Annotated in this window: 22 protein-coding genes; 11 read left to right on the top strand and 11 right to left on the bottom strand. The window is 55.2% G+C overall.

All coding sequences use genetic code 11. The annotated features are described in order from the left end of the window. The 4 genes from APU11_RS01160 to ghrB form a co-directional block, all read left to right on the top strand. A partial coding sequence (locus APU11_RS01160; RefSeq protein ID WP_060578303.1) for a hypothetical protein occupies positions 1-534 on the top strand: 534 nt, incomplete at its 5' end. Between the two features lie 3 nt (positions 535-537). After that, positions 538-1,476 carry a sugar kinase gene (locus tag APU11_RS01155; RefSeq protein ID WP_058650611.1) on the top strand — a complete coding sequence of 313 codons (939 nt, stop codon included), beginning with the start codon at positions 538-540 and terminating at the stop codon, positions 1,474-1,476. Positions 1,477-1,591: 115 nt separating this feature from the next. Further along, positions 1,592-2,872 (top strand): MFS transporter, encoded by a 1,281-nt coding sequence (locus APU11_RS01150; RefSeq protein ID WP_013094976.1) that lies wholly within the window; start codon positions 1,592-1,594, stop codon positions 2,870-2,872. 26 nt (positions 2,873-2,898) lie between these two features. Further along, positions 2,899-3,873 (top strand): glyoxylate/hydroxypyruvate reductase GhrB, encoded by a 975-nt coding sequence (ghrB, locus tag APU11_RS01145; protein WP_020686545.1) that lies wholly within the window; start codon positions 2,899-2,901, stop codon positions 3,871-3,873. 58 nt (positions 3,874-3,931) lie between these two features. Here the strand turns inward: ghrB and cspA are convergent, their stop codons facing one another. Together cspA and APU11_RS01135 are read right to left on the bottom strand one after the other, a co-directional pair. Further along, positions 3,932-4,144 (bottom strand): RNA chaperone/antiterminator CspA, encoded by a 213-nt coding sequence (gene cspA, locus APU11_RS01140; protein ID WP_003860775.1) that lies wholly within the window; start codon positions 4,142-4,144, stop codon positions 3,932-3,934. 246 nt (positions 4,145-4,390) lie between these two features. Further along, positions 4,391-5,101, bottom strand: a complete 711-nt coding sequence (locus APU11_RS01135) for a DUF3053 domain-containing protein (protein ID WP_013094974.1) — start codon at positions 5,099-5,101, stop codon at positions 4,391-4,393. A gap of 331 nt (positions 5,102-5,432) precedes the next feature. Between APU11_RS01135 and APU11_RS01125 the strand changes: the two genes are divergently transcribed. Beyond that, the gene (locus tag APU11_RS01125) at positions 5,433-5,720 is read left to right on the top strand and encodes an HTH-type transcriptional regulator (protein WP_013094972.1); all 288 of its coding nucleotides are present in this window, start codon (positions 5,433-5,435) and stop codon (positions 5,718-5,720) included. Positions 5,721-5,766: 46 nt separating this feature from the next. Here the strand turns inward: APU11_RS01125 and APU11_RS01120 are convergent, their stop codons facing one another. The 4 genes from APU11_RS01120 to APU11_RS01105 form a co-directional block, all read right to left on the bottom strand. Continuing rightward, the gene (locus APU11_RS01120) at positions 5,767-7,386 is read right to left on the bottom strand and encodes an ABC-F family ATP-binding cassette domain-containing protein (RefSeq protein WP_058650610.1); all 1,620 of its coding nucleotides are present in this window, start codon (positions 7,384-7,386) and stop codon (positions 5,767-5,769) included. 232 nt (positions 7,387-7,618) lie between these two features. Further along, complete coding sequence (glyS, locus tag APU11_RS01115) at positions 7,619-9,688, bottom strand: glycine--tRNA ligase subunit beta (RefSeq protein ID WP_058650609.1); 2,070 nt, start codon at positions 9,686-9,688, stop codon at positions 7,619-7,621. A gap of 9 nt (positions 9,689-9,697) precedes the next feature. Continuing rightward, a complete protein-coding gene (glyQ, locus tag APU11_RS01110) occupies positions 9,698-10,609 on the bottom strand; it encodes a glycine--tRNA ligase subunit alpha (RefSeq protein ID WP_003860141.1) in 912 nt (303 codons plus the stop codon). A gap of 160 nt (positions 10,610-10,769) precedes the next feature. Further along, positions 10,770-11,075 (bottom strand): YsaB family lipoprotein, encoded by a 306-nt coding sequence (locus APU11_RS01105; protein WP_023620070.1) that lies wholly within the window; start codon positions 11,073-11,075, stop codon positions 10,770-10,772. A gap of 183 nt (positions 11,076-11,258) precedes the next feature. On the opposite strand from APU11_RS01105, the gene APU11_RS01100 reads away from it, so the two are divergent. Continuing rightward, on the top strand, positions 11,259-12,254 hold the full coding sequence (locus APU11_RS01100; protein ID WP_029882714.1) for an acyltransferase: 996 nt from the start codon (positions 11,259-11,261) through the stop codon (positions 12,252-12,254). Here APU11_RS01100 and APU11_RS01095 read toward each other — a convergent pair. From APU11_RS01095 to xylA, 4 genes are all read right to left on the bottom strand, one after another. Next, positions 12,247-13,167: a helix-turn-helix domain-containing protein gene (locus tag APU11_RS01095; protein ID WP_038982530.1), complete on the bottom strand. Its 921-nt coding sequence runs from the start codon at positions 13,165-13,167 to the stop codon at positions 12,247-12,249. The two genes, APU11_RS01100 and APU11_RS01095, sit on opposite strands and share 8 nt — an antisense overlap. Then, positions 13,167-13,706 carry an isochorismatase family protein gene (locus tag APU11_RS01090; protein ID WP_038418406.1) on the bottom strand — a complete coding sequence of 180 codons (540 nt, stop codon included), beginning with the start codon at positions 13,704-13,706 and terminating at the stop codon, positions 13,167-13,169. Before APU11_RS01090 ends, APU11_RS01095 begins: the two co-directional genes overlap by 1 nt. Before the next feature lie 103 nt (positions 13,707-13,809). Further along, positions 13,810-15,264 carry a xylulokinase gene (gene xylB, locus APU11_RS01085; protein ID WP_058650608.1) on the bottom strand — a complete coding sequence of 485 codons (1,455 nt, stop codon included), beginning with the start codon at positions 15,262-15,264 and terminating at the stop codon, positions 13,810-13,812. Between the two features lie 59 nt (positions 15,265-15,323). Next, positions 15,324-16,646, bottom strand: a complete 1,323-nt coding sequence (gene xylA, locus APU11_RS01080) for a xylose isomerase (RefSeq protein ID WP_014830210.1) — start codon at positions 16,644-16,646, stop codon at positions 15,324-15,326. A 370-nt stretch (positions 16,647-17,016) separates the two neighbouring features. Here xylA and xylF point away from each other — a divergent pair, with 370 nt between their 5' ends. The 4 genes from xylF to xylR all read left to right on the top strand — a co-directional run bounded on the left by xylF (position 17,017) and on the right by xylR (position 21,994). After that, the gene (gene xylF / locus APU11_RS01075) at positions 17,017-18,009 is read left to right on the top strand and encodes a D-xylose ABC transporter substrate-binding protein (protein ID WP_060578302.1); all 993 of its coding nucleotides are present in this window, start codon (positions 17,017-17,019) and stop codon (positions 18,007-18,009) included. A 72-nt stretch (positions 18,010-18,081) separates the two neighbouring features. Continuing rightward, complete coding sequence (locus APU11_RS01070; protein ID WP_020686537.1) at positions 18,082-19,623, top strand: xylose ABC transporter ATP-binding protein; 1,542 nt, start codon at positions 18,082-18,084, stop codon at positions 19,621-19,623. Beyond that, positions 19,601-20,782: a xylose ABC transporter permease XylH gene (gene xylH, locus APU11_RS01065; protein WP_020686536.1), complete on the top strand. Its 1,182-nt coding sequence runs from the start codon at positions 19,601-19,603 to the stop codon at positions 20,780-20,782. The genes APU11_RS01070 and xylH overlap by 23 nt, the downstream gene beginning before the upstream one ends. Before the next feature lie 33 nt (positions 20,783-20,815). Then, on the top strand, positions 20,816-21,994 hold the full coding sequence (gene xylR, locus APU11_RS01060) for a D-xylose utilization transcriptional activator XylR (protein ID WP_014830205.1): 1,179 nt from the start codon (positions 20,816-20,818) through the stop codon (positions 21,992-21,994). Positions 21,995-22,031: 37 nt separating this feature from the next. Here xylR and APU11_RS01055 read toward each other — a convergent pair whose 3' ends face one another. Then, positions 22,032-22,856 carry a protein bax gene (locus APU11_RS01055; protein ID WP_072200337.1) on the bottom strand — a complete coding sequence of 275 codons (825 nt, stop codon included), beginning with the start codon at positions 22,854-22,856 and terminating at the stop codon, positions 22,032-22,034. Positions 22,857-23,170: 314 nt separating this feature from the next. Here APU11_RS01055 and APU11_RS01050 point away from each other — a divergent pair, with 314 nt between their 5' ends. Then, a complete protein-coding gene (locus APU11_RS01050) occupies positions 23,171-25,201 on the top strand; it encodes an alpha-amylase (protein WP_058650607.1) in 2,031 nt (676 codons plus the stop codon). Positions 25,202-25,220 lie beyond the last annotated feature (19 nt).

The following is a 25,220-nucleotide window of genomic DNA, read 5'->3' as shown; positions in this document are numbered from 1 at the left end:
GCCCCCCTGTTTATGCCCGACGGTACCCTCAACCCCGACCTTCCCCGCTACCTTTCCGAAGCCAGCACGCTCAACGCGCTGTGGCTTAAGGTATCCCTGGGACATTTCAGCGGCACCCGGCCGCTTACCGCCCTGCGCACTTTGCTCAATGAGAGCGGCATGGCACTGGTGGTGGAAAACGACCAGACCGACTGCGGCCAGCTTGCGCCGATGCAGCGCTTCCAGGCCGCCTGCCGGGAAATGGCGCTCCCCGTCACGCTGACCTTCGACATGGGTAACTGGCTGTGGGTCGGCGACTCGCCGGAAGAAGCGGCAACCCGTCTGGCTCCGGCGGTCAGCTATATCCACGTGAAAGCCGCCGTACCGCATAAAGCACAGTTCCGCGCCGTCGCGCCGGATCGCGCCGATGCGCGCTGGCTGGCCCTGCTCAGTCAGTTGCCTGCCGATGCCCCACGCGGGATCGAGTTCCCGCTGGAAGGGGCGGACTTAACCGCTGTCACCCGGCATTACGTTAACCTGCTGCGCGAGGAGTAAACCATGCACAAGACACTGGATGTGATCACTATCGGTGAAGCCATGGCGATGTTTGTCGCTACCGAAACCGGTGAGCTGAGCACGGTTGAGCACTTTATCAAACGCGTGGCAGGCGCAGAGCTGAATGTGGCAACGGGGCTGGCACGCCTCGGCCTGAAAACAGGCTGGGTCAGCCGCGTGGGTGACGACAGCTTTGGTCACTTCGTTCTTGATTCGCTGAAAAAAGAGGGGATTGATGCCGCAGGCGTAACGCTCGATGGACGCTTCCCGACCGGCTTTCAGCTTAAATCTAAAGTCGAAAATGGAACCGATCCCATCGTGGAATACTTCCGCAAAGGGTCGGCGGCAAGCCATCTCTCGGTGGAAGATTATCACGCCGACTACTTTGCGAGTGCACGCCATCTGCACCTGAGCGGTGTGGCAGCCGCGTTGTCAGCCAGCTCGTATGAGCTGCTCGATCATGCCGCGACCACCATGAAGACTCAGGGGAAAACGATCTCTTTCGATCCTAACCTGCGCCCGGTGTTGTGGAAAAGCGAGGCGGAGATGGTCGAGAAGCTGAACCGTCTGGCATTCCAGGCGGACTGGGTTCTGCCGGGGGTGAAAGAAGGCGTGATCCTCACCGGTGAAAATACACCGGAAGGGATTGCCGATTTTTACCTGAATAAAGGGGTAAAAGCGGTGGTACTGAAAACAGGTGCCGATGGCGCATGGTTTAAAACCGTGGATGGTGAACAGGGCGCGGTCGCGGCCGTGAAGGTTGAGAACGTAGTCGATACCGTCGGCGCGGGCGATGGCTTTGCTGTCGGGGTCATTAGCGCCCTGCTGGAAGGCAAACTGCTACCGCAGGCCATCGCCCGGGGCAACTGGATCGGCTCGCTGGCCATTCAGGTGCAGGGCGACAGTGAAGGATTGCCGACGCGCGCGCAGCTTAACGAGTAAATCCCCTCTCCCGTGGGAGAGGACCAGGGTGAGGGCAACGACCCGCACATATAATTAAACCACCGTGTACCCTACAGACAACGGCGGTAACCACCTCAACAACAGAGGCAAGCCTATGAACAGTTCGACCAATGCAGTAAAACGCTGGTGGTACATCATGCCAATCGTGTTTATCACGTACAGCCTGGCGTACCTTGATCGTGCCAACTTCAGTTTCGCATCCGCCGCGGGGATCACCGAAGACCTCGGGATCACCAAAGGTATTTCATCTCTGCTGGGTGCCCTTTTCTTCCTGGGCTACTTCTTCTTCCAGATCCCCGGCGCGATCTACGCCGAACGCCGCAGCGTGCGTAAGCTGATCTTCGTCTGTCTGATCCTGTGGGGCGCCTGCGCGTCGCTTACCGGCGTGGTCAATAATATCCCTGCCCTGGCCGCTATTCGCTTTATCCTTGGGGTAGTTGAGGCGGCGGTGATGCCCGCAATGCTGATCTACATCAGCAACTGGTTTACCAAATCTGAACGTTCCCGTGCGAACACCTTCCTGATCCTCGGTAACCCGGTCACCGTACTGTGGATGTCAGTGGTGTCCGGCTACCTGATCCAGTCTTTCGGCTGGCGTGAGATGTTTATCATCGAAGGCGTGCCGGCAATCATCTGGGCCTTCTGCTGGTGGGTGCTGGTAAAAGATAAACCAGCTCAGGCGAAATGGCTCTCCGAAGATGAAAAAGCCGCACTGCAGGCGCAGCTGGATAAAGAGCAGCAAGGGCTGAAGGCGGTGCGTAACTATGGCGAAGCCTTCCGCTCCCGCAACGTGATCCTGCTGTGCGCGCAGTATTTTACCTGGAGTATCGGCGTGTACGGTTTCGTACTGTGGTTGCCGTCAATTATCCGCAGCGGCGGGGAAAATCTCGGTATGGTGGAAGTCGGCTGGCTCTCCTCCGTGCCCTATCTGGCGGCAACTATCGCGATGATCATCGTCTCCTGGGCATCGGACAAACTGCAAAATCGTAAGCTGTTTGTCTGGCCACTGCTGCTGATCGCTGCCTTTGCTTTCATCGGCTCCTGGGCCGTGGGCGCAAACCACTTCTGGGTCTCCTATACGCTGCTGGTGATTGCCGGTGCGGCGATGTACGCCCCGTATGGTCCCTTCTTCGCCATCATCCCGGAGATGCTGCCGCGTAATGTGGCAGGCGGCGCGATGGCACTGATTAACAGTATGGGTGCGCTCGGTTCGTTCTGCGGCTCCTGGTTCGTTGGTTACCTGAACGGTGCAACCGGCAGCCCGTCAGCCTCATACATCTTTATGGGAGTGGCGCTTTTCGCCTCAGTATGGCTTACTCTGATTGTTAAGCCTGCTAATAATCAACAACTCCCCGTCGGCGCACGCCACGCCTGAATCATTAAAAATCAACGGAGATAAGCATGAAGCCGTCCGTCATTTTGTATAAAGCACTGCCTGATGATCTGCAAAAACGCCTGGAAGAACACTTCACCGTCACGCAGGTGAAGAACCTAAGCCCGGAGACGGTGGCACAACACGCCGGGGCGTTCGCCCGAGCCGAAGGCCTGCTGGGTTCAAGCGAAAAAGTGGATGTCGCGTTGCTGGAAAAAATGCCGAAGCTTCGTGCTACCTCAACCGTTTCCGTGGGTTACGACAATTTTGACGTGGACGCCCTCAACGCGCGCAACATTCTGCTGATGCATACGCCACATGCCCTGACGGAGACCGTGGCCGACACGCTGATGGCGCTGATGCTCAGCACTGCCCGCCGCGTGGTGGAGGTGGCCGAGCGCGTCAAAGCGGGCGAGTGGACAAAAAGCATCGGCCCGGACTGGTTCGGTGTGGATGTTCATGGCAAAACGCTGGGGATTGTTGGCATGGGCCGGATCGGCCTGGCGCTGGCGCAGCGTGCGCATTTCGGTTTTAACATGCCGATTCTGTATAACGCGCGTCGCCATCACAGCGAAGCCGAAGAACGCTTCAACGCCCGCTATTGCGAGTTGGATACGCTGTTGCAGGAAGCGGATTTTGTCTGTCTGATCCTGCCTCTGACGGACGAAACCCGGCATCTGATTGGCAAAGCGGCGTTTGAAAAGATGAAGAAATCCGCCATTTTCATCAATGCGGGTCGTGGCCCGGTCGTGGATGAGAAGGCGTTAATTGAGGCGCTACAAAACGGTGAGATCCATGCGGCCGGTCTGGACGTGTTTGAACAGGAGCCGCTGCCGGTGGATTCGCCGCTGCTTTCGCTGCCTAACGTGGTCGCGCTGCCCCATATTGGTTCTGCGACGCACGAGACGCGTTACAACATGGCGGCCACCGCGGTGGATAATCTGATCGCCGCGCTGAACGGAAACGTGGAGAAAAACTGCGTCAATCCACAGGTCCAACAGTAGAAACGAAAAAACCCGCCAGAAGGCGGGTTTTTAAATTCTTTGCTACTGGGTTGGAAGCTTACAGGCTTACAACGTTACCAGCTGCTGGGCCTTTAGCGCCGCTTTCGATGGTGAAGGACACTTTCTGACCTTCGTCCAGAGATTTGTAGCCATCGTTCTGGATAGCAGAGAAGTGTACGAACACGTCTTTAGAGCCATCGTCAGGAGTGATGAAGCCGAAACCTTTATCAGCGTTGAACCATTTTACCAGACCAGTCATTTTAGCAGACATAGAATTACCTTAATTAACAAATATATTGTGCCTTCCGGCTTGATGGGTTGCGTTACAGATTTTTAAGCGATGAAGGAAGGGTCACTACGAAGGGTATCTATGGATAACAATCTGGACTGCTTTACTAAACTGCTTTAGGTCTGTGTAACAAACCGACGCGAACAGTTATACCGATGTGGTAGAGGAATGACAAGCGTTATTTTAGTCATATGTAAAAAACCCCGCCTGAAGCGGGGTTTTTTCGGTTTATTCTGTGGCAGCGACGGCTGCGCTCCACGCCTGACTAAAGGCCTGGTGCTGGGAGGCCAGCGGCCCAATCAGCGTATTGTACTGACTCGCCTGCTGCGAGGTTGGGAACTGAATACCGTTGGCAACAAAGCTCACCTGCGTTCCCTGCTGGGAGATAAAATCCCCTACCTGAACCAGCTGCTGCGTGAAGATCTGCGCGGCGGGGATCAGCGGTTGCAGGGCATCCGAAGGTTTGGTCACCACTTTCTCATACACTTTGTCGAAGACCGGTTTGAGATCGTCGCCCTGTTTCAGCGCGGAACGTGACGCGTCAGCCTGCATTTTCGCGTTCTGCAATTGCTGGCTCAGCACGCCGAGCGCACCGTTAGACTGGCGAAGCGGTTCACGTTGGGTGACATAATCCTGCGGGACACGGATGGCGTTAACGCTATCCACAACCGGACGAATGCCGGAGTCCATCGCCTGGCTTACCTGCTGTGAATAACCATACAGAATGGCGTAATCAGACACGAAGGGGCCAAACTGTTTTTTCTGATCCGCAGTCAGCGTCGGCAAACGCTCGCCGCTGCGCATCACTGTATTCTGCAGAAAATCGATAAACGCTTTGCGCTGATCGCCTTCTTTATCAAAACACCCACTCAGGCTAACAACCATCAACAACGCCGCAATAGGCGCAAACCAGCGAGAGCAGGACTTTCCTGTCGCCATTTCATTACTCCTTTCACCCAAAAAAGCGCACATCGGCACACGCGTGCCCAACGCTGACAAGGATAGTCCAGGTCAGCGCTGCAAGATACTCTTTTCATGCAAAACGGCTATTGCCATTTTATTTCTTACTCTTTACAAAAAAATACCTGGCGAAGCCGACATATGGTTAATCAGGTAATTAGCATAACTATCCGCATAGCTGAAACGGATAAAGCGATCGTTACCGCACGATTAATCACAAGCGTGATGATCCTTCGTTTGTATTAGGGACTATTCTTAATGGGCTCTCTGATGTTCTTGATCCCGGTGTGTGATTTAAGAGGAGTTCTCAATGGAATATAAAGATCCTGAGTTTGAGCTGCTGAGCAGCCTGGAACAGATTATTTTTAAAGATGTACCGCAGACAGTGACCCTGCAACAGAAATCCAATCCCTTTACAGAATATGAGCAATTGCGCAAAGGGACAGGTTTAAAAACAGATGAATTCGCCAGAGCGATGGGTGTCAGCGTAGCGATGGTGCTGGAGTGGGAGTCGAAACGAGAGAAACCCACGCCAACCGAGTTAAAGCTGATGCGCCTGATTCAGGCCAACCCTGCACTCAGCAAACAGATAGCGTGATGCAGTACCGTGAATTACCGCCCCCGCCTTTGCGGGGGTTTGTGTTTTAAAGGCCTTCACAACGCCAGCCCGTCTCCTCCCACACCAGTTCATGCGTTAACGCCAACCCTTGCAGAAAGCTTTCATCATGGGACACCACCAGCAGTGCTCCGGGGAAACCGGCCAGCGCCGCTTCAATCGCCTGGACCGATGCCAGGTCCAGATGGTTGGTCGGTTCATCAAGCAGTAAAAGCTGCGTGGCGTGCTCGCGCCACAACACGCAGGCCAAGGCGGCTTTCAGACGCTCACCTCCGCTCAACTCTGCCAGCGGCAGTGAGACTTTATCTGCCCCCAGTTGAAGCTGTGCCAGGCGGGTGCGCAGCGTCCCCTCTTCCAGCGGCGTATTGCTCAGATTGAGATGTGCCATCACCGACTGCGTCAGATCCAGCTGCGACAGGTGCTGATCGAGATACGCACACGTCACCGATACCTTACAACTGCCTGCACGGGGTGCGGTTTCACCGAGGATGACTTTTAACAGCGTTGATTTACCGCAGCCATTGGGCCCCCTGAGCGCCACGCGCATCGGGCCGTCCATCCGCCAGTTCATTGGCGGAAGTGAGACATGCGGCAATTGCAGTTCCTCCAGCACCAGCACCTGTTTTCCCTCAGCAATCTGGCTTCCTGGCAGGGTAAACATGATCGGGGCGTCTTCTTCAACCCGTTCCCGCGCCTTGTTTACCGCGGCATTCAGCGCATCGTTTTGATCGCTGTGCTGTTTTTTCCACGAGCCGATACGCTCTTTTGCCGCCGCTTTATATTTGACCCGCTCAAACGACGCGATATTCAGGGTATCGACCGTGCGTATGGTCTTCGCCGAACGCCGCTGGCTGTCATCATGCTCTTTTTGCATTCGCGCGCGGGTGCGTTTGCGCTCCGTTGCCGCATGCTCCAGCGCCGCTCGGGCAGCCTGCTGTTCGGCATCCCGTTGCTGTTTATAGTCTGCATAATTGCCGCCGTAGCTGCGCAGCCCGGAGGGGCTCAGCTCAAGAATACGTGGCACCTGCGCCAGTAGCTCACGATCGTGAGAGGCAACCAGCACGCCGCCCTGATAACGGCTCAACTGGTCGTAAAACCACGCCCGGCCTTGTCGATCCAGATGGTTGGTGGGTTCATCCAGCAACAGGAAATTCGCCTCAGCCGTAAATGCACCGCACAACAGGGCACGGATCCGCTCGCCACCGCTGAATTCGGCGGCAGGTTTATCGGGGTCAAACGGTGGCAGTTTCGCCTGGAGAAACGCCTCGTTCAGGCGTTCTGCTAAATCCCAGTAGCCGTCGAGCATCTCCAGATCGTCAGGCTGGTAATCGCCGCGATCGATGCGCTTACGCGCTGCAAAAATCGCGTCATAACCAAGCAGTTCAGCAAGCGTTGTCTGTGGGGAGATATCCTGCTGTTGTGCCACATAGACATGTGAGGCAAAACGCTCAATATGACCACTGGCAGGTTCATCCAGCCCCGCCAGCATGCGCAGCAGACGCGTTTTCCCGCTGCCATTACGACCAACGAGCGCACACAGGGATGTCTCCAGAGAGAGGTTCAGCGGGCCAAAAAGAATATCGCCCGTCGCAAACTGACAGGTGACCTGATGCAAAATAAAAGAAGGGGACTGCGCAAAATGAGCCATAAGCACTCCTGAATGAAATCAAAACATCCCCTGCCGACGCGGTCGCGTTTAGCAAGGATCGAAATTCATCAGTCGTGTTTGTTCATTTTCGGAATGCGCTCCTGAGGGAGAAAGTTAACGCCGATAAGGATAGCGGTAATATGTTGACCATTTCAAGATTAAATTTTCACCCGCACGCCATAAAAAAACCCGCCGAAGCGGGTTTTTAGCCTGTACATGCCCGGCGGGCACATTACTGCAGCAGCGAGATATCCGCCACGCGCAGGAACAGCTCACGCAGTTTTTCAAGCATAGAGAGACGGTTAATACGCAGATCTTTATCTTCCACGTTGACCATCACTTTTTCGAAGAAGGCGTCGATAACGTCACGCAGTTCCGCCAGTTCTACCAGCGCTTCCTGATAACGGCCTTCTGCGAAGTATGGCTCCAGCTTGTCACGCAGCACCACAACCTGCATCGCCAGGGCGATCTCTTCCGGCTCTTTCAGCGTCGCGGCGTTCACACGCTCATTCAGCGTTTCGTCAGATTTCGCCAGAATGTTGGAGACACGCTTGTTCGCCGCCGCCAGGGCAGATGCCGCTTCCAGCGTACGGAAGTGAGAAACCGCCTTCATACGCGCATCGAAGTCAGCCGGACGCGTTGGACGACGCGCCAGCACCGCCTGAATGGTATCCACGGTGTAACCTTCGTCCTGATACCACGCGCGGAAGCGACCGAGCATAAAATCGATCACGTCATCCACCACGTTGGCATTGGTCAGCTTGTCACCGTACAGACGCACCGCTTCTTCGGTCAGAGTCTGCAGATCGAGGTTCAGGTTCTTCTCAACGATGATACGCAGCACGCCCAGCGCCGCACGACGCAGCGCGAACGGGTCTTTGTCGCCTTTTGGATGCTGGCCGATACCGAAGATCCCCGCCAGGGTATCCATTTTATCGGCAATCGCGACCGCACAGGCAACCGGGTTAGACGGCAGTTCATCGCCAGCAAAGCGCGGCTGATACTGTTCGTTCAGGGCGACCGCCACATCTTCCGCTTCGCCATCGTGACGCGCGTAGTGCATACCCATAACGCCCTGGGTGTCGGTAAACTCGAAGACCATATTGGTCATCAGGTCGCACTTGGAGAGCAGACCCGCACGGGTGGCATGGTTAACGTCCGCGCCAATTTCACGGGCGATCCAGCCGGACAGCTCCGCGATACGGTCGGTCTTGTCGCGCAGCGTACCCAACTGCTGCTGGAACAGCACGGTCTGCAGACGCGGCAGGTTATCTTCCAGACGCTTTTTACGGTCGGTATTGAAGAAGAACTCCGCATCCGCCAGACGTGGACGCACCACTTTCTCGTTACCGGAGATAATCTGCTGCGGATCTTTCGATTCGATGTTCGCCACGAAGATAAAGTTTGGCAGCAGCTTGCCGTCGTTGGCATAAACCGGGAAGTATTTCTGGTCACCCTTCATGGTGTACACCAGCGCTTCTGCCGGAACCGCGAGGAATTTCTCTTCGAACTTCGCGGTCAGCACAACCGGCCATTCCACCAGCGAGGTGACCTCTTCCAGCAGGCTGTCGCTCAGGTCAGCGTTACCGCCAATCTTGCGCGCCGCCTCTTCTGCATCGGCTTTGATTTTGGCTTTACGCTGTTCGTAGTCAGCAATGACTTTACCGCGCTCCAGCAGGATCTGCGGATACTGGTCGGCATTGTCGATGGTGAACTCTGGCTCGCCCATGAAGCGGTGCCCGCGAATGACGCGATTGGACGCCACGCCCAGAATGGTCGCCGGAATAACGGTGTCGCCCAGCAGCAGGGTCACGGTGTGTACCGGACGCACGAAGTGTACGTCGGACGCGCCCCAGCGCATCAGCTTAGGAATGGGCAGCTTAGCCAGCGAAGTGGCGATCATGTTTGGCAGCAGTGCTTCGGCGCGTTCACCTTTTACGTGAGCGCGATACAGCAGCCATTCGCCTTTGTCAGTGGTCAGACGCTCGGCCTGGTCAACGGTAATACCGCAACCGCGCGCCCAGCCTTCTGCCGCTTTGCTTGGCTTGCCTTCCGCATCGAACGCCTGGGCAATCGCCGGGCCACGTTTTTCCACTTCACGATCCGGCTGAGATGCCGCCAGATTTGCTACCTTCAGCGCCAGACGACGCGGAGCAGCAAACCACTCAATTTTACCGTGCGCCAGGCCAGCGTTATCCAGCTCGGCAGTCACGTTCGCAGCAAAAGATTCAGCCAGGCTGCGCAGGGCTTTTGGTGGCAGCTCTTCGGTGCCAATTTCCACCAGGAAAGTTTTCTCAGACATGGCCGCCTCTTATTTGTTTCGGTTGCACATCGGGAAGCCAAGGGCTTCACGGGACGCGTAGTAAGCTTCTGCAACGGCTTTGGTCAGGGTACGAATACGCAGAATGTAGCGCTGACGTTCAGTCACGGAGATCGCTTTGCGGGCGTCCAGCAGGTTGAAGCTGTGGGCGGCCTTCAGAATACGCTCGTAGGCAGGCAGCGGCAGCGGAGTCTCCAGCGCCAGCAGTTGCTGCGCTTCTTTCTCGTACTGCTCGAAGCAGGTGAACAGGAAGTCCACATCCGCGTATTCGAAGTTATAGGTGGATTGTTCCACTTCGTTCTGATGGAACACGTCGCCGTAAGTGGTTTTACCCAGCGGGCCGTCGCTCCAGACCAGGTCGTAAACGCTGTCTACGCCCTGAATGTACATTGCCAGACGTTCCAGACCATAGGTGATTTCACCGGTGATCGGCTTACATTCCAGACCGCCAACCTGCTGGAAGTAGGTAAACTGGGTCACTTCCATGCCGTTCAGCCACACTTCCCAACCCAGACCCCAGGCACCCAGCGTTGGGTTTTCCCAGTTATCTTCCACGAAACGAATGTCGTGAATGGTCGGATCCATACCCAGCTCTTTCAGTGACCCAAGGTACAGTTCCTGAATATTGTCTGGCGATGGCTTAATGACCACCTGGAACTGATAGTAGTGCTGCAGACGGTTTGGGTTTTCGCCGTAACGGCCATCGGTCGGACGACGGGAAGGCTGCACATAAGCAGTCGCCATTGGCTCTGGCCCCAACGCGCGTAAGCTGGTCATCGGGTGTGAGGTGCCTGCGCCGACTTCCATGTCCAAAGGTTGAACAATGGTGCAGCCCTGGCGAGCCCAGTAATCCTGTAAGGTCAGGATCAGGCCCTGGAAGGTCTTGGTATCAAACTTTTGCATAGTATTTCGTGCTGGATACGTGTGGTTTTAAATGGAAGGGACCAGTATACCCGCTGGCTGCAAGATATACAGTACGAAACGGGGTTGTTTAGGGAAAATTGGGAAATAAGCGTTCGAGCCAGAACGCGTCGAGCGTCTGGCTGTCGATTATGCGAGCAGATTAGCGCATGGAGAGATGTAAAAACTGGCCGTCCGCATCAAACGAGCAGACAAAGCCCTCTTTACGAGAGGTATGGCCCCGAAGCTCATAGCTGCCCTGAAAACGCTCAAAGCCGGTGACATCAATTTTCTGGGTATCCAGGTTATAGCGGTGAGCCGCCTGATCTTTACACAGCTGTTCCATATTCAACGAACGTTCCGGGCTCATTTTGCCCTGCTGCGCTTTTTGCGCAGGTGCTTCCTGAGGCGTACTGCATCCGGCCAGTACCACCAGCAGAAAGAGTGACCCCACACGCTTCATCATCATTTTTATTACCGACCCGGTCAGTGGCTGTTATTTTTAGTAGCAAAGCTTTTATAGATTACGGTCTGGCATTCTGCGAATCTCGCGATGGCCAGACAAGTCCGCGATATAAAACTCAGATTTTTCCAAGGAAAGACTTTTACACAATAGCAGTCACACTCTATTTACAGGGAAAAAGAGGAACTGATGCAGTCAAAAATTAGCTGGATTGATAATCTGCGAGGAATAGCGTGTCTGATGGTGGTGATGATCCACACGACGACCTGGTATGTTACGAACGCACACAGTATCAGCCCTGTTAACTGGGATGTCGCGAATATTCTCAACTCCGCGTCGCGTGTCAGCGTTCCGCTGTTCTTTATGATTTCCGGCTTTCTCTTTTTTGGCGAGCGTAGCGCACAACCGCGACATTTTATTCGTATCGCCGCGTGTCTCGGGTTTTATAGCGCCGTCGCGCTGATTTACATCACGCTGTTTACCTCCATTAGCCCCGGCCTGTCACTCAAATATCTGCTGCAAAAGCCGGTGTTTTACCACCTGTGGTTTTTCTTCGCCATTATCGTTATCTACCTGGTATCACCGTTGATTCAGGTAAAAAACGTCAGCGGAAAGATGCTTCTGGCGCTGATGGTGGTGATAGGAATCATCGCCAATCCGAATACCGTCTCACAGAAAATCGACGGTTTTGAGTGGCTACCGGTAAACCTCTACATCAATGGCGATACGTTTTACTACGTGCTCTACGGCATGCTGGGGCGCGCCATCGGGATGATGGATACCCAAAAGCGGGGTATCAGCTGGCTATGTGGCGCGTTGTTTATCATCGGGGTGATTATCATTTCACGCGGGACGCTGCATGAGCTGCAATGGCGCGGCAATTTTGCCGATACATGGTACCTGTACTGCGGGCCGATGGTCTTCATTTGTGCCGTTTCCCTGCTGACGCTCGTTAAAAACACCCTGAATGCGCGCCCTCTTCCCGTGCTGGGTTTTATCTCGCGGCACTCGCTGGGGATTTATGGTTTTCACGCGCTGGTGATCCACGCACTACGCACGAGAGGCGTTGAACTCAAAAGCTGGCCAGTGCTGGACATCGTCTGGATTTTCTCCGCCACACTGGTCGTGAGCCTGTTGCTGTCGATGCTGCTACAGAAGCTAGACACCCGCCGCTTCGTCAGTTAACGACGCGCTGTCGGGCCCGATGAAACTGGCGCGGGGAGGAAAACCCTGCCGCCAGTGAGGCCTGCTCCACGCCGCGCCCCTGCAATAGCCATTGTTCCGCCACCGCCAGACGCAGCTGCTCCAGGTAATCGCGAACGCTTATCCCCAAATGCGTCTGGAAAAGACGGGTTAAATGGCGCGGGCTGACATGCGCCAGCGCGGCAATATCCGGCACGTTCCACGCTTTTTGCGGGTCTGCGGTGAGCGCATCCTGAGCACGGTGGATAGCCGGATGAAGATGATTGCGATAGCGTAACCATGGCGATAGCTGCGGATCGTCCCCGGACCGGCGGAACCAGACCACCATCTCGCGTGCCACGGCCAGCGCCTTTTCTGGCCCGCACAGACGGTTAATCATATGCAGCGCCAGGTCGATACCCGAGGTGATCCCTGCGCTGGTCCAGACATTCTCATCCTGCACGAATATCCGGTTCTCTTTGATCGTCGCCGTGGGGGCGGCAACGCGTAAACGGTCGATAACCTCATGATGCGTTGTGCACTGCCGGTTGTTCAGCAGCCCTGATTTTGCTGCCAGCAAAGCCCCTGAGCAGACGCACATCACGGTGATATCCTGACGCTGAATAGCTGGCTGCAGGCGCATCAGCCAGTGCTGGATCTGCATCGCCTGCGGCGTAGAAAACTGAACGCGGGAGTCGCTTACACCAGGCAGAACCAGCAGGCTCCCTTCCGGAAGCCTTTCCGGTAATGGCGCGATACCGCTCATCATCAAACCAATCGACGTTTGCACCTCAGGTTGCGGACCAATGTAATGCAGACAAAACGCATCGCCTGCCAGGACAAAGGTTTCTGCCGGGCCAGTCATGTCTAATGACAACACCCCGGGCAACATAACGAACCAAACGTCGATGCGCATTACAGTGACTCCAGCGTCTCCGCTACCGTTTTAATCGCGGCAAATCGCCCTGACAGTACCGTTTCGGTACGATGACGAATTTCCGCAGCGCTAAGGGTTACGCCCTTGTACGTCATAGGAAACGTGAGCATTGCCTCGCTAACAAAGGTCACAGCATAACCCAGATCGGATGCCACCCGTGCGGTGGTTTCGCAGCACTGTTCAGTACGAATACCGCATAGGATCAGCTGGTTGATATCACGCTCGCGCAGCCAGCGATCCAGGCCCGTATCCGTGAAGGCATTATGAACATGTTTCTGGAAAACCACATCCGGCTGATGACGTAAAAAGGCCATCGGTTTGACATAGCCGCTTTGCAGTGAGAAAGGGCCTTTTTCATCCACATGGAAAATATCGGCGACAGGAATACCGCGCGACTGGCAGCCTTCTGTCAGCCCCAGCATTGCCTGCTGAAAGGCCGGAACATCTTGCTCCTGCCAGTAATCGCGGTGATGAAAAGACTGTTGGGTATCGATGTTGATTAATGCAATACGTGACATGATGGTGCTCCTCGCCAGTGGGTATAAATACATACTGGCGAGGAAACAGGCACGCGGACAGACCAAAAAAGGACATCCTCATGCCTCTGACAGACAATCACGCTTATGACATCAGCGGCAGCAACTGCTGATAAATTTTGCGGAACACATCGCGTCTTTCAGCATATCGCGCGTGGCGAGTTGCGTCGGGCAGATGAGCCTGTTCCAGCGTGAGCTGTGGCAACAGTTGCGAAAGCGGTTTTTCCGGGTTCATGGCTATCTGCGCCAGCCGCGCAGCACCAAGCGCCGGGCCCACATCGCCCCCGGTACGATAGTCCAGCTGCAATCCACTGATATCAGAGAGCATCTGGCGCCAGTAGCTGCTGCGTGCGCCGCCGCCGATCAGGGTGATGCTTGCTGGTTTCAGGCCGCAGTCATGGACCACGTCCATTCCATCCGCCAGCGCATAGCCCACGCCTTCCAGAACCGCACGCGCCAGTTCCGCAGGACCGTGCTGATGGGTTAAGCCAAAAAATACCCCTTTCGCTTCCGGGTTGTTGTGCGGCGTACGCTCACCGGAGAGATACGGTAAAAACCAGACGGTACCAGCGTTTTCATCCGCCTGCTGTGCTGCGGTAATCAATGCCGGAACATCGGCCATCCCGGTCAGCTTCGCCGCCCAGTCCAGGCAAGAAGCTGCACTGAGCATCACCGACATCAAATGCCATTTTCCTGGCAGCGCATGGCAGAAACTGTGCACCGCGCTTTCCGGGTTGCTGCGATATCCGTCGCTGACGGCAAAATAGACGCCAGAGGTGCCGAGAGACAGCATGGCCTGGCCCGCATCAACCATGCCGACACCCACGGCGCCCGCCGCATTATCCCCGCCGCCAGCCACCACCGGCACAGCAGGCATATTCCAGCGTTCCGCTATGGCGGACTGTAAGGTGCCGGTAATTTCGCTGCCTTCAAAGAGTGCGGGCATATGCTCACGGGTGAGATGACAGGCATCCAGCATCGCCTCGCTCCAGTCGCGTTTCGCCACGTCGAGCCACATGGTGCCGGCGGCGTCGGACATGTCGCTGGCAAAATCCCCCGTCATGCGAAAACGCAGATAATCTTTTGGCAGTAAGACCTTCGCCACCTGACGGAAAATCTCCGGCTCATGGCGTTGCACCCAGAGAAGCTTCGGCGTGGTGAAGCCGGGCATCATCAGGTTGCCGGTGATGTCACGGGACGCAGGCACTCGCTCTTCCAGGAGCGCGCACTCTTCCGCACAGCGGCCATCGTTCCAGAGGATCGCAGGGCGCAGCACACGATGCTGGCTGTCCAGCAGCGTAGCGCCGTGCATCTGTCCGGCGATACCCAGCGCGGTGACCTCACGCAAACTGTGCTGTTCACCTAACCCCTTGATTGCGCGATCCGTCGCTTGCCACCACTGCTCCGGATCCTGTTCCGACCATAACGGATGCGGACGCGAAACCTGCAGTTTTTCAGTCTGCGTTGCCAACACGTCACCCTGCTCGCTTAAGAGGATGGCTTTCACACCCGATGTGCCAAGATCAATCCCGATATACATTGTGGTGGCTCCTTTGACAGAAATGCCCGGTGGCGCTTCCGCTTACCGGGCCTATGTTTTTACTTGTCGAACAAATAGTGATTGACCAGATTTTCCAGCAGTTCCTGGTGTCCGCTCTGGTGCTGTGGCGCCAGCTGATGTTGTTCAGCGTACTTCGCGATTTCCGCAAGCGATAACTGGCCTTTCAAAATTTGCTGGCCCAGCTCACTGTTCCAGCCGCTGTAACGCTTCGCGACACGTTTATCCAGCTCACCGTCTTCAATCATGCGCGCAGCGACTTTCAGCGCCAGCGCCATGGTATCCATCGCGCCAATGTGGCCGTAGAACAGATCGTATTTATCGGTGCTCTGACGACGCACTTTGGCGTCAAAGTTCAGGCCGCCGGTAGTGAAACCACCCGCTTTGATGATTTCATACATCACCAGCGCATTCTCTTCCACGCTGTTCGGGAACTGGTCGGTATCCCAGCCCAGCTGCGCATCACCACGGTTAGCATCGACCGAGCCGAAGATGCCCAGCGCAATGGCAGACGCAATTTCGTGATGGAAAGAGTGACCCGCCAGGGTGGCATGGTTGGCTTCAATGTTAACTTTAATCTCTTTTTCCAGGCCGAACTGCTTCAGGAAGCCGTACACGGTCGCGACGTCGTAATCGTACTGATGCTTGGTTGGTTCCTGTGGCTTCGGTTCAATCAGCAGCGTGCCGCGGAAACCGATTTTATGCTTATGCTCAACCACCATCTGCATGAAGCGGCCAATCTGCTCGCGCTCCTGACGCAGATCGGTATTCAGCAGGGTTTCATAACCCTCACGTCCGCCCCACAGAACATAGTTCTCGCCGCCCAACTGATGCGTGGCGTTCATTGCGGTCACGACCTGCGTGGCCGCCCAGCTAAATACTTCTGGATCCGGGTTTGTTGCTGCCCCGGCACCATAGCGAGGGTTCGTGAAGCAGTTAGCCGTGCCCCACAGCAGCTTCACGCCACTTTGCTGCTGCTTCGCCGCCAGCACATCCACCATCTGCGCAAAGTTGTTCAGGTACTCTTTCAGCGATGCGCCTTCCGGCGACACATCCACGTCATGGAAGCAGTAATACGGCACGTTCAGCTTGTGGAAGAATTCAAATGCCACATCCGCTTTGCGTTTCGCCAGCTCGATAGCCTCTCCCGGCTGTTGCCACGGACGGTCAAAGGAACCCACACCGAACATATCGGCGCCGTTCCAGCAGAAGGTATGCCAGTAACAGGCGGCAAAGCGCAGATGATCTTCCATGCGCTTACCCAGCACCAGCTCATCCGGGTTGTAGTGACGAAATGCTAAAGGATTGGTCGTTTTCGGGCCTTCGTAACGAACACGATCGAGTTGGTCGAAATAAGCTTGCATATTGAGCTCCATAATCAGGGTATGCGGCGAGTCGTTGATACAGGAGTAATAGTGAATAGACATTTTGGGTTGCTCAATTACGTTATTTCACACTGCTATTGAGAGAATGCGCAACTGTGCGCTGGCTCGCAAAATAATGCGCAAGCAAACTATTTTTCGGCGCAGATTCCATAATCAAATGTAATTAAGACCTTACGTATTTTAAAATCCGATCGCGGTCATAAATTCAGAAATAAACCAAATATCGTAATGAGAAGATAAAAATCTGTAATTGCCAGCCCGCCTTTCCGCGTTAAAAATTTGCTGCGTCTAAGCAGTGAATGTTTCTTTTATCTCAGCAACACATACCCCTACAAAAGGCCTAATAATTATGAAGATAAAGAACCTGACCCTAACGCTCTGCACTACTCTCCTCCTTGCAAGCTTTGCAGGACATGCCAAAGAGGTCAAAATTGGCATGGCGATTGACGACCTGCGTCTGGAGCGCTGGCAAAAAGATCGCGATATTTTTGTTAAAAAAGCGGAATCACTTGGCGCAAGTGTGTTTGTGCAGTCTGCAAATGGCAACGAAGAAACGCAGATGTGGCAAATTGAGAATATGATTAACCGTGGCGTTGATGTACTGGTCATTATCCCTTATAACGGCCAGGTATTAAGTAACGTCGTGAAAGAAGCGAAGCAAGAAGGGATTAAAGTTCTGGCGTATGATCGCATGATTAATAATGCGGACATTGATTATTATATTTCGTTCGACAATGAAAAAGTGGGTGAACTGCAGGCAAAAAGCCTGGTCGATAAAGTGCCGCAGGGCAATTATTTCCTGATGGGCGGCTCACCGGTGGATAACAACGCCAAACTGTTCCGTGAAGGCCAGATGAAAGTCCTCAAGCCGTATATCGACAGCGGCAAGATTAAAGTGGTTGGCGATCAGTGGGCGGACGGCTGGTTGCCTGAAAACGCGCTGAAAATTATGGAAAACGCGCTAACCGCGAATAACAACAAAATTGATGCCGTCGTCGCCTCCAACGACGCCACCGCCGGGGGTGCCATTCAGGCGCTGAGCGCGCAGGGGCTGGCCGGGAAAGTGGCCATTTCAGGCCAGGATGCGGATCTCGCCGGTGTAAAACGCATCATTGCGGGCACCCAGACCATGACGGTGTATAAGCCCATCACTGAACTGGCCAACACGGCTGCAGAGATCGCCGTAGAGCTGGGGAACGGTAAACAACCGAAAGCCGACGCGACGCTGAACAACGGTCTGAAAGATGTGCCGGCACGCCTGCTCACGCCAATTGAAGTCAATAAAGAGAACATTGACGCCACCGTTATCAAAGACGGTTTCCACAAGAAGAGTGAACTGTAATCCAGCGCAGCCCCTGCCCTGCGGGGGCGCATCGACTTGTACTGTTTTTACCTCGGGTCATGTGGAGCAGTTATGCCTTATTTACTTGAAATGAAGAGCATCACCAAGCGTTTTGGCGCGGTGAAAGCGGTCGATAACGTGAGCCTGCGGCTAAATCCTGGTGAAGTGGTTTCGCTCTGCGGCGAAAACGGTTCGGGTAAGTCGACGCTGATGAAAGTGTTGTGCGGGATCTATCCGCATGGCAGCTACGAAGGTGAAATTGTCTTTGCCGGCGAGGTCATTCAGGCCACCCACATTCGCGATACTGAACGTAAGGGTATCGCCATCATCCACCAGGAGCTGGCGCTGGTGAAGCATCTCACCGTACTGGAGAACATTTTCCTCGGGGCCGAAATTTCGCGCCGCGGCGTGCTGGATTACGACACCATGACGCTACGCTGTGAAAAACTGCTGGCGCAGGTCAGTCTGGCCATTTCGCCGGATACCCGCGTGGGAGACCTGGGTCTGGGGCAGCAACAGCTGGTTGAAATCGCTAAGGCGCTGAACAAACAGGTCAGGCTGCTGATCCTCGACGAACCCACGGCCTCTCTCACCGAACAGGAAACGGCCGTCCTGCTGGATATCATCCGCGATCTGCAAAATCACGGTATCGCCTGCATCTACATTTCTCACAAACTCAACGAGGTCAAAGCCATTTCGGACACCATCTGCGTGATCCGCGATGGTCAACACATCGGCACACGCGAAGCCGAAGGCATGAGCGAGGATGACATCATCACCATGATGGTGGGCCGCGAACTGACGGCGCTCTACCCGAATGAACCTCACACAACGGGTGATGAAGTGTTACGCGTGGAGAACCTGACCGCGTGGCACCCGGTAAATCGCCATATCAAACGCGTAAACAACATCTCCTTTTCCCTGCACCGGGGTGAAATTCTCGGTGTTGCCGGGCTCGTCGGCGCCGGACGTACTGAAGCCGTGCAGTGCCTGTTCGGCGTCTGGCCAGGGCGCTGGGAAGGCACGGTTTATATTGATGGCAAGCCGGTGAAAATCGACAACTGCCAGCAGGCAATTGCCCACGGAATTGCCATGGTGCCGGAAGACCGCAAAAAAGACGGCATCGTGCCGGTAATGGCGGTGGGTAAAAACATCACGCTCGCGGCACTCGATCAGTTCTCCGGCGCGCTGAGCAGCCTTGATGATGCCGCAGAGCAGCAGTGCATTTTGCAATCTCTCGCCCGCCTCAAAGTGAAAACATCCTCACCGGAACTGGCTATTGGACGCCTGAGCGGAGGCAACCAGCAAAAAGCCATTCTGGCGCGCTGTCTGCTCCTCAATCCACGCATCTTGATCCTGGATGAGCCGACGCGCGGCATTGATATCGGTGCGAAGTACGAAATCTACAAACTGATTAATCAGCTTGTACAGCAAGGGATCGCCGTCATTGTCATCTCCTCTGAATTACCCGAAGTGCTCGGCCTGAGCGACCGTGTGCTGGTCATGCACGAGGGCAAACTGAAAGCCAATCTGATTAACCAGAACCTGACGCAGGAGCAGGTGATGGAAGCCGCTTTAAGGAGCGAACGTCATGTCGAAAAGCAATCCGTCTGATATCAAAGTCGCTGTTCAGACGCCCGGCGCATTCGCGGGGTTAAAAGCGCTGAACCTGCAGGTATTCGTGATGATCGCGGCCATTATCGCCATCATGCTGTTTTTTACCTGGATGACCGATGGCTCCTACCTGAGCGCGCGTAACGTCTCTAACCTGCTGCGCCAGACTGCCATCACCGGCATTCTGGCCGTGGGCATGGTCTTCGTCATTATTTCGGCGGAAATCGACCTGTCGGTGGGGTCGATGATGGGCCTGCTCGGCGGCGTCGCGGCCATTTTTGACGTCTGGCTCGGCTGGCCGCTGCCGCTGACCGTGGCGGTGACGCTGGTATTAGGTCTGGTGCTGGGTGCCTGGAATGGCTGGTGGGTTGCCTACCGGAAGGTCCCGTCGTTCATTGTTACTCTGGCAGGAATGCTGGCCTTCCGCGGCGTATTGATTGGCATCACCAACGGCACCACCGTCTCTCCCACCAGCGCCGCCATGTCACAGATTGGTCAGAGCTACCTCTCCGACAGCGTGGGCTTTACTATCGGCGTGGTCGGGCTGCTGGCGTTCGTGGCCTGGCAGTGGCGTGGCCGTATGCGCCGTCAGTCGCTGGGGCTGGCCTCCTCCCCATCAACATCCGTGGTGGGACGTCAGGCACTGACTGCGGTGATCGTGCTCGGCGCGATTTGGCTCCTGAATGACTATCGCGGCGTGCCTACGCCAGTTCTCCTGCTGGCCCTCCTGCTGCTGGGCGGCATGTTTATGGCCACGCGCACCGCGTTTGGCCGCCGTATTTACGCCATCGGCGGTAACCTTGAGGCCGCCCGTCTGTCAGGCATTAACGTAGAGCGCACCAAACTGGCGGTCTTTGCCATTAACGGCCTGATGGTTGCTATCGCCGGGTTGATCCTCAGCTCGCGTCTCGGGGCGGGTTCGCCGTCTGCCGGGAACATTGCCGAGCTGGATGCTATCGCCGCCTGCGTCATTGGCGGTACCAGCCTCGCAGGCGGTGTCGGCAGCGTGGCGGGCGCGGTGATGGGGGCATTTATCATGGCTTCGTTGGATAACGGGATGAGTATGATGGACGTCCCGACGTTTTGGCAGTATATCGTCAAGGGGGCCATTCTTTTGCTGGCAGTCTGGATGGACTCTGCCACCAAGCGGCGTACCTGATAACCGTATTGTGACTTATTTGGGAAGCGAGCCATGTTTGAAAAGCGTCACCGCATTACGTTGTTATTCAATGCCAACAAAGCTTACGACCGACAGGTGGTAGAGGGCGTTGGTGAATATTTGCAGGCGTCGCAATCTGAGTGGGATATCTTTATCGAAGAGGATTTCCGCACCCGACTCGAGAACATCAAAGACTGGCTGGGCGATGGCGTCATCGCTGACTATGACGACCCGGTCATTGAGCAGTTACTGACTGACGTCGACGTCCCGATTGTGGGCGTCGGCGGCTCTTACCATTCGCCCGAACACTATCCTCCCGTTCACTATATCGCCACCGATAACCATGCCCTGGTCGAAAGCGCGTTTCTGCATTTAAAGGAGAAAGGCGTCCATCGCTTTGCGTTCTATGGTTTACCAGCCTCCAGCGGCAAACGCTGGGCCGTTGAGCGCGAACACGCCTTTTGTCAGCTAGTCGCCCAGGAGAAGTACCGCGGCGTGGTCTATCAGGGGCTGGAAACCGCGCCGGAAAACTGGCAGCACGCGCAAAACCGTCTGGCTGACTGGCTGCAGACGCTGCCGCCGCAAACCGGCATTATTGCCGTGACGGACGCCCGTGCGCGCCACGTATTGCAGGTCTGCGAACATTTGCACATTCCGGTGCCGGAGAAGCTGTGCGTGATTGGCATCGATAACGAAGAACTGACCCGCTACCTTTCTCGCGTGGCCCTTTCCTCAGTGGCGCAGGGCACCCGACAGATGGGATATCAGGCCGCAAAATTACTGCATCGTCTGCTGGATAACGAATCCCTGCCGCTTCAGCGCCTGCTGGTTCCCCCGGTTCGCGTGGTAGAACGTCGCTCAACGGATTACCGCTCCTTAAACGACCCGGCAGTCATTCAGGCGATGCACTTTATCCGCAACCACGCCTGCAAAGGTATCAAGGTCGATCAGGTGCTGGATTCGGTGGGTATTTCCCGTTCAAATCTGGAGAAGCGTTTTAAAGAGGAAGTGGGCGAAACCATTCATGCGGTCATTCACGCAGAGAAGCTGGAGAAAGCGCGCAGTTTGCTCATCTCCACGTCGCTGTCGATCAACGAAATCTCGCAGATGTGCGGCTATCCGTCGCTGCAGTATTTTTATTCGGTGTTCCGTAAAGAGTATGACAACACACCGAAAGAGTATCGGGAACGCCACAGCGAAGTCATGATGTAGAAAAGAAAACGCCTTCCAGTTGAAGGCGTTATTGGGATTACATATGGGCGGCGATAAGTCGCTGGTTATCCTGGTACATCGCAAACAGATAGTTGTTATAGCGCTGACCTTGGGTGGAATAACCTTTCAGCTTGTGGATCATCGTACTGGCCGTTACTTCCTGATCCGCTTTACGCAGCTGTGCGCGTGACTTACGGAACGACGAGTAGGCCGGATGGGTGTTCAGGTTTACCACATAGGCATTTACTGAGTCTTTCACCGATTCAAACTGCGAGTAGCCCTTCACCTTGCCCGGCGCATTTTTACAACGCCCCTTCACACACTTCATGCCGAAGAGGTTGTTGTTGTTGCGCGCCAGCTTCGAGGTGCCCCAGCCACTTTCGGCTGCAGCCATTGTCGCAACCATGTTGCCCGGGATGATGTCGACACGCTCAAGGAGCGAGTTCCACGGCACACGACGGGTGTTACCGTTCCAGCTTACCTTGTAGCGCTTTGCGATATCTTTCAGGCGCGCGCGCTCGGACGGCGTCCAGCGGCTATCGTACTGTTTGGCGATCAACCAGTTACGATCTGCCGTAATCGCGGCGTTTTGACTTGTGATGTAAGGCATTACTGTCCGGAGAAACGCTTTTTTCCTTGGTGTTCCGGAAGGGTATTTTCGCAAATCAGGAAGTGAACTACTCTTTGCACTATTGCGAGAATACTCTTGTTTACTGCTAACCTTACTGCTTGTCGTCTTTATTACGTGGGCTTTCTTACTCGTTGTATCCGTGTGCGTCTTTGCAAGCACCCCACCCGAAAATGTCGTGGTGAGTAACATGAGTATCGCGGCCCCATATCGTCGAATGGGAGTCGATATCATTAGGTCTCCTGGTCGGATATAAACATTCCAACACCTTATTTTTTTCACAAATTTGAGAGCGGAATCTCAAATCATATCAAAAATAGACTTCAAGAGCACGTATAGAAATAGTCCAATTCCGAAACTATGTCACCTGAAACGTGCTCACTTAAGCATCAATTCTGAAAATTTGTGTGCGATCTCGCAGATAACTGCCTAATTTTGCGCGGGATCACTCATCCTCTCGCGTCATCCTTGCAGAAAGCGCCGGGGGATGAGTTTTTACGCCTCACCTGATGGCACACTGGTCAAAAATGCCGCGACAGGAAGATGGAATGAAACGCACCGCCGTAGCTTTTCTGATGTTACCCGCACTGGCACACGCTGACTGGTCATCGCCGGGATTTAACGCGTTCAGCGCCGAAGGCACCGGAATGTTCACCAGCCAGGCAAAGCTTGCGAAGGGTACGCGTCCTTTGACAGTGAGTTTTGACAACACGTGCTGGCAGCCAACAGAAGCGATAAAACTCAACGAGATGCTGTCACTCAAACCGTGTGACGGCACGCCGCCGCAGTGGCGTCTGTTCCGCGACGGAGAGTACCAGATGCGTGTCGATACCCGTTCCGGCACGCCAACCCTGATGCTGACCATCAAGAGCGCAGCAGAACAACCGGTGGCAAACGTTATCCGCCAGTGCCCAAAATGGGATGGAAAACCCCTGACGCTGGAGGTGGGAAACACCTTCCCGGAAGGCTCCGTGGTGCGAGATTTCTACAGCAAACAAACCGCGACGGTGCAGCAGGGAAAAATTACCCTTCAGCCTGCCGCCAACAGCAACGGCCTGCTGCTGCTTGAGCGCGCCGAAACCGACAAACCCGCGCCGTTTAGCTGGCAAAACGCTACGGTCTATTTCGTGCTGACCGACCGCTTCGTGAATGGTGACCCCACGAATGACAATAGCTATGGCCGCCACAAAGACAGCATGCAGGAGATTGGCACTTTCCACGGCGGCGATCTGAAAGGGCTTGCGAGCAAGCTTGATTATCTGCAGCAACTGGGGGTAAACGCGCTCTGGATAAGTTCCCCGCTTGAGCAGATCCATGGCTGGGTCGGCGGTGGCACCAAAGGCGATTTCCCCCACTACGCCTACCATGGTTACTACACGCAGGACTGGACCAGGCTTGATGCCAACATGGGCACCGAAGATGATTTACGTCATCTCGTCGATGAAGCGCACAAGCGCGGCATCCGCATTCTGTTCGATATCGTCATGAACCATGTGGGCTACGCAACGCTTGCCGACATGCAGGAGTACCAGTTTGGCGCGCTCTATCTGCAGGGTGATGAGCTGAAGAAGACGCTGGGTGAACGCTGGACCGACTGGAAGCCGGGTACGGGACAAAGCTGGCATAGCTTTAATGATTACATCAACTTCAGCGATAAAGCCGCATGGGAAAAATGGTGGGGTAAAAAATGGATCCGCACCGATATTGGCGATTACGACAACCCGGGCTTTGACGACCTGACCATGTCACTGGCGTTTTTACCCGACCTGAAAACGGAATCCACCACGCCGTCCGGTTTGCCAAACTTTTATCAGCACAAGCCCGATACCCAGGCAAAAGCTATCCCGGGATACACCCCGCGCGATTACCTGACCCACTGGCTCAGCCAGTGGGTACGCGAGTATGGCATTGACGGTTTCCGTGTTGATACGGCAAAACACGTGGAACTGGCGGCCTGGCAGCAGTTGAAGGACCAGGCAAGCCAGGCGCTGGCGGCCTGGAAAGGTGCTCACCCGGACAAAAAACTCGACAATGCGCCGTTCTGGATGACGGGTGAATCCTGGGGCCACGGGGTCATGCAGAGCGATTATTACCGCCACGGCTTCGATGCGATGATTAACTTCGATTATCAGGAGCAGGCGGCAAAAGCGGTGAACTGCCTGGCCGATATCGATCTAACGTGGCAGCAGATGGCGGAAAAACTGCAAAGCTTTAACGTCCTGAGCTATCTCTCTTCGCATGACACCCGCCTGTTCCGCGAAGGGGGCCAGCGCGCGGCAGAACTGCTGCTGTTAGCGCCAGGCAGCGTACAAATCTATTATGGGGATGAATCAGAGCGTCCGTTCGGGCCGACGGGTTCCGACCCTCTGCAGGGAACACGCTCGGATATGAACTGGCAGGATGTGACGGGCAAACAGGCGTTAACCGTCGCCCACTGGCAAACGCTGGGTCAGTTCCGCGCCCGCCATCCGGCGATAGGTGAAGGCAAGCAAACCACGCTTTCGCTGAAAGAGGGGTATGGATTCGTACGTGAACATGATGGCGATAAAGTGATGGTCGTTTGGGCGGGGAACCAATAGCCCCCTCATCGCGGTTTTC

Origin of the sequence: Enterobacter sp. 50793107 (assembly GCF_001463365.1) — a bacterium.
GTDB classification, from domain to species: Bacteria; Pseudomonadota; Gammaproteobacteria; order Enterobacterales; family Enterobacteriaceae; genus Enterobacter; species Enterobacter cloacae.
This window is presented reverse-complemented; position numbering and strand designations above follow the sequence as displayed.

Coding starts and splice junctions, on each gene's coding strand:
- APU11_RS01105 (WP_023620070.1), bottom strand. CDS start 11,075: ATGATGATGAAGCGTGTGGGGTCACTCTTTCTGCTGGTGGTACTGGCC.
- APU11_RS01135 (WP_013094974.1), bottom strand. CDS start 5,101: ATGGCGACAGGAAAGTCCTGCTCTCGCTGGTTTGCGCCTATTGCGGCG.
- glyQ (WP_003860141.1), bottom strand. CDS start 10,609: ATGCAAAAGTTTGATACCAAGACCTTCCAGGGCCTGATCCTGACCTTA.
- APU11_RS01120 (WP_058650610.1), bottom strand. CDS start 7,386: ATGGCTCATTTTGCGCAGTCCCCTTCTTTTATTTTGCATCAGGTCACC.
- xylF (WP_060578302.1), top strand. CDS start 17,017: ATGAAGATAAAGAACCTGACCCTAACGCTCTGCACTACTCTCCTCCTT.
- glyS (WP_058650609.1), bottom strand. CDS start 9,688: ATGTCTGAGAAAACTTTCCTGGTGGAAATTGGCACCGAAGAGCTGCCA.
- APU11_RS01090 (WP_038418406.1), bottom strand. CDS start 13,706: ATGTCACGTATTGCATTAATCAACATCGATACCCAACAGTCTTTTCAT.
- cspA (WP_003860775.1), bottom strand. CDS start 4,144: ATGTCTGCTAAAATGACTGGTCTGGTAAAATGGTTCAACGCTGATAAA.
- APU11_RS01150 (WP_013094976.1), top strand. CDS start 1,592: ATGAACAGTTCGACCAATGCAGTAAAACGCTGGTGGTACATCATGCCA.
- xylB (WP_058650608.1), bottom strand. CDS start 15,264: ATGTATATCGGGATTGATCTTGGCACATCGGGTGTGAAAGCCATCCTC.
- xylA (WP_014830210.1), bottom strand. CDS start 16,646: ATGCAAGCTTATTTCGACCAACTCGATCGTGTTCGTTACGAAGGCCCG.
- APU11_RS01125 (WP_013094972.1), top strand. CDS start 5,433: ATGGAATATAAAGATCCTGAGTTTGAGCTGCTGAGCAGCCTGGAACAG.
- xylR (WP_014830205.1), top strand. CDS start 20,816: ATGTTTGAAAAGCGTCACCGCATTACGTTGTTATTCAATGCCAACAAA.
- APU11_RS01055 (WP_072200337.1), bottom strand. CDS start 22,856: ATGATATCGACTCCCATTCGACGATATGGGGCCGCGATACTCATGTTA.
- APU11_RS01070 (WP_020686537.1), top strand. CDS start 18,082: ATGCCTTATTTACTTGAAATGAAGAGCATCACCAAGCGTTTTGGCGCG.
- APU11_RS01095 (WP_038982530.1), bottom strand. CDS start 13,167: ATGCGCATCGACGTTTGGTTCGTTATGTTGCCCGGGGTGTTGTCATTA.
- APU11_RS01155 (WP_058650611.1), top strand. CDS start 538: ATGCACAAGACACTGGATGTGATCACTATCGGTGAAGCCATGGCGATG.
- ghrB (WP_020686545.1), top strand. CDS start 2,899: ATGAAGCCGTCCGTCATTTTGTATAAAGCACTGCCTGATGATCTGCAA.
- xylH (WP_020686536.1), top strand. CDS start 19,601: ATGTCGAAAAGCAATCCGTCTGATATCAAAGTCGCTGTTCAGACGCCC.
- APU11_RS01050 (WP_058650607.1), top strand. CDS start 23,171: ATGAAACGCACCGCCGTAGCTTTTCTGATGTTACCCGCACTGGCACAC.
- APU11_RS01100 (WP_029882714.1), top strand. CDS start 11,259: ATGCAGTCAAAAATTAGCTGGATTGATAATCTGCGAGGAATAGCGTGT.